A 3054-nucleotide genomic window follows, 5' to 3' on the forward strand; every position below is an offset into this window, starting at 1 on the left:
CTAAGCGTGTTCTTTCCCTCGCCAATGCTACCCTCGGGGTTATCGAGTCAGGTTCACTGGCCATCCACGCCATCGGTAGTGGCCTCTCCTTGGCCAACGGTCTCGAACGTAAACATGCGGTTAAACAGGTGGATCGCCTGCTCACTAACACCAAGCTCAATGTCTGGAGCCTCTTTGACGATTGGGTGCCCTATGTGGTCGGTGAACGTACCGAGATCGTAGTCTCCATGGACTGGACCGAATTCGATGCCGATGATCACAGTACCTTGGTTATCAGCCTGCAAACCAACCACGGTCGCAGTACTCCGCTGCTGTGGAAAACCCATCGGAAATCGTTGCTCAAAGGGCAACGCAATGCCCATGAGAAAGAGCTGCTCACCAAGCTCAAGCAGACGTTGCCAGAGGGTATCTTCGTGACGGTAGTAGCTGACCGCGGCTTTGGTTACATGGAGCTGTTCGAACGCCTGGAGCAAGAGCTAGGCTTTGCTTATCTCATTAGATTTAAAGGAAATGTTTTGGTTGGTTACCCTGGTGTAGAGCAGGTTCCAGCTCGGCACTGGCTAACGCCGACCGGGCGCACCCGAACCCTCAAAGCGGTGGAGCTAACTGGGCAGCGACAGCCTGTCGAACGGGTCTATTGTTGTCATAAGAGTGGCATGAAAGACGCGTGGTTTCTGGCCAGTAACCGGACCGACCTGAGCGCCGCCAAGGCGTTGCAACTATACGGCCAGCGCTGGGGTATCGAGACCAGTTTTCGTGATATCAAAGATTACAAATTCGGCATGGGTATGGGAGATGTGCACATCAGTAATCCGGTCCGGCGCGACCGACTGTTTTTATTCAGTGCCCTGGCCATCGTCTTGCTGACGCTGCTGGGTAAGGCTGGAGACAGTGTCGGTCTAGAGAGAACGATCAAGGTCAATACCAGCAAGAGCCGAACCTATTCGTTCTTTCGGCAAGGGGTCATCTATTACCAGTTGCTACCTAAAATGAAAGAAGCCAATGCGGTCTTGTTGATGGATAAATTTATCTACTACCTGAAGCAACACCGCTTATATACCCGCACACTTGGAATTATTTGAGTCTCTAAAAATGAGGGGATCTCTGAGGTCTGTACCCCCTCGCCGTTAGTCAGTTTGCTTGCAGTGCTACCAAGCGGGCCATACAAATAGGTCGATGCGTCATTACCAACCCCCTCCCATGTGTAGGTGGCACTGAGGTTGTTTGTGTCAATAAATAGACCATCCGCCTCCTTGACCTTGACAACCACGTCCTTGACCAGCGGCGCAGGAGGCTTCACGGTTGTCGTGATACACGCCTGCTTTCCTGTTGCCGGCGCCGTGCGAATACCATCTGTCTTTGGTGTCACGCAGGCAGTGAGCGGCTGATTAATGGCTGCCTCAGGCACATTCGGCACCGAAGCAGCACTGCCAAGGTCGATGAGCGCACCAGTGGCATCCGCTGTCGCCCACGAAAAAAGAGAGCCTGACTCCTCATCCCCGTCAGGGTCATTGAATTGGTACTTGAGCTTCACATCTTTGCTCTCAACACCGTAAACAGACGTTGGCTCAAATTTAAGGCTTTCGGCGTCTGGTGCGCGCCCAAGCACCCCGGTAGAGGTGGGCTCAGAGGTTACCGCGACAGCGCCCGCGGCAAATAGCACCCACAGCGCAACAAGCCCCCTGGCGCCAGCACTTCCGGCCTTTGGTGTGCCACTTATGCTCATATCAATACCCTCAGTATTCAGCATCACTTTCATTTACTTTGCTATCAGAGCAAGCCGGGTTGCTCATCCTCTCCCCGACTTGCCATGAATTGGACAGACTTAACTTCACTACTTGTTGGTAACAACAACCTGCACTTTAAGCTTTTGCATCTCTTTGGTCGGCGTAAACTTCCGAGAGGTTGCCCCAGGAATGTCAGCAAAGACGCCGGTACCATTGCCGGTTACAGAGTCTCGCCCTTCAATCTGCCACTTGTACTCAAGGTCGGTCAGATCACATGCCTCGCTAACACACAGGGTATCAGCCGTCAGCTCGGCACCCACCTGTGGCACACCATCCACCAACCCGGAAATGCTGGCCTCGTAGACCGAACCAGCCACTGCCGCCACAATGGCATTTGTAGAATCAGCAGGGGCACCAACTTTCGGGTCAGTAACAAGCGGGTCAGTGTTGGGGGTCACCCTCAACGTGATGGAGGCACCAAGGTCCTCCGCTGTAATTTTGTAAGTGTCAGCTGTAGCTGAAGCAATAGGGGTGTCATCACGCAACCACTCATAGGTATCTCCAGCAGATGCATCGCCATCAGCATCACCAAAAACGAAGAGGGCGTCCGGGTCGATAGAGAGCTCGTCACCCACATCAACAACCCCGTTGCTGTTTACATCCGCCCAGGTGATGGCACCTGGCGCCATAGTCGGCGCTCGCCCCATAATGGTGCCGGTGGGGGGGGAGGTAACGGCAAGCACTGGCGCTGCTATCACGCCTCCCAAAAAAAGCACACCCGCAACAGCACTGGCAACTGCGCCTCTCTTAAACCCCAAAGCACACTGATACTTCATACTTACTCCTGATTATGATTACTTACGCTTTTTTCACTTATTTGCCGATACCGCTTGGCACAGGCACGACAAACCATTTCAAAAAAGAGGGTGGTGCAAAAAGCACGCTGCACCACCCACCCCAGAACAGGCCAACACAGCACAGCCACAAACAGGCTCACGGCATTGAACGCTCACTAATAAAGCCTCTGCACCAATCAACCACCACCCTAACCGGAGCGATTAGTTGGCGGCTGCCTTGGGCGCAATCTCGACCCACAGCTGAGCTCGCTGCTCATTAGCGGGCACAAGGTATTCATCACTATTGGTTGCGCCCGTAGCGGTGCGGGTCACTCCATCCACCCCTTTGGCGTACCAGGTGAAGTCAAACTTGGACACATCACAGTCGGCAGCAAGGATAGAGTCCGGACATGTGAGCTTCGCCTTCCAGGTGGAGCCAACAATGGGGTTGGTACTCCCGGCACCACTCACCTCGGTGTGGACCGGGCCAC

4 protein-coding genes are annotated in these 3054 nt (G+C 54.0%); 1 reads left to right on the top strand and 3 read right to left on the bottom strand.

Annotated features, from left to right (window positions below; genetic code table 11):
* Window positions 1–1082, top strand: a 1082-nt coding sequence (locus AB5Z09_RS12730; protein WP_368195402.1) for an IS4-like element ISAs18 family transposase, incomplete at its 5' end; no start/stop codon positions are given.
* Here AB5Z09_RS12730 and AB5Z09_RS12735 read toward each other — a convergent pair.
* The 3 genes from AB5Z09_RS12735 to AB5Z09_RS12745 form a co-directional block, all read right to left on the bottom strand.
* Window positions 1034–1759: a hypothetical protein gene (locus AB5Z09_RS12735; protein ID WP_368195437.1), complete on the bottom strand. Its 726-nt coding sequence runs from the start codon at window positions 1757–1759 to the stop codon at window positions 1034–1036. The genes AB5Z09_RS12730 and AB5Z09_RS12735 overlap by 49 nt on opposite strands.
* 75 nt (window positions 1760–1834) lie before the next feature.
* Complete coding sequence (locus AB5Z09_RS12740; protein ID WP_368195438.1) at window positions 1835–2563, bottom strand: ZirU family protein; 729 nt, start codon at window positions 2561–2563, stop codon at window positions 1835–1837.
* A 222-nt stretch (window positions 2564–2785) separates the two neighbouring features.
* Window positions 2786–3054, bottom strand: a 269-nt coding sequence (locus AB5Z09_RS12745) for a hypothetical protein (RefSeq protein WP_368195439.1), incomplete at its 5' end; no start/stop codon positions are given.

Source organism: Aeromonas sp. R2-2 (genome assembly GCF_040908355.1).
In the GTDB taxonomy this organism is placed as follows: Bacteria; Pseudomonadota; Gammaproteobacteria; order Enterobacterales; family Aeromonadaceae; genus Aeromonas; species Aeromonas veronii.

Coding starts and splice junctions, on each gene's coding strand:
- AB5Z09_RS12740 (WP_368195438.1), bottom strand. CDS start 2,563: ATGAAGTATCAGTGTGCTTTGGGGTTTAAGAGAGGCGCAGTTGCCAGT.
- AB5Z09_RS12735 (WP_368195437.1), bottom strand. CDS start 1,759: ATGAAAGTGATGCTGAATACTGAGGGTATTGATATGAGCATAAGTGGC.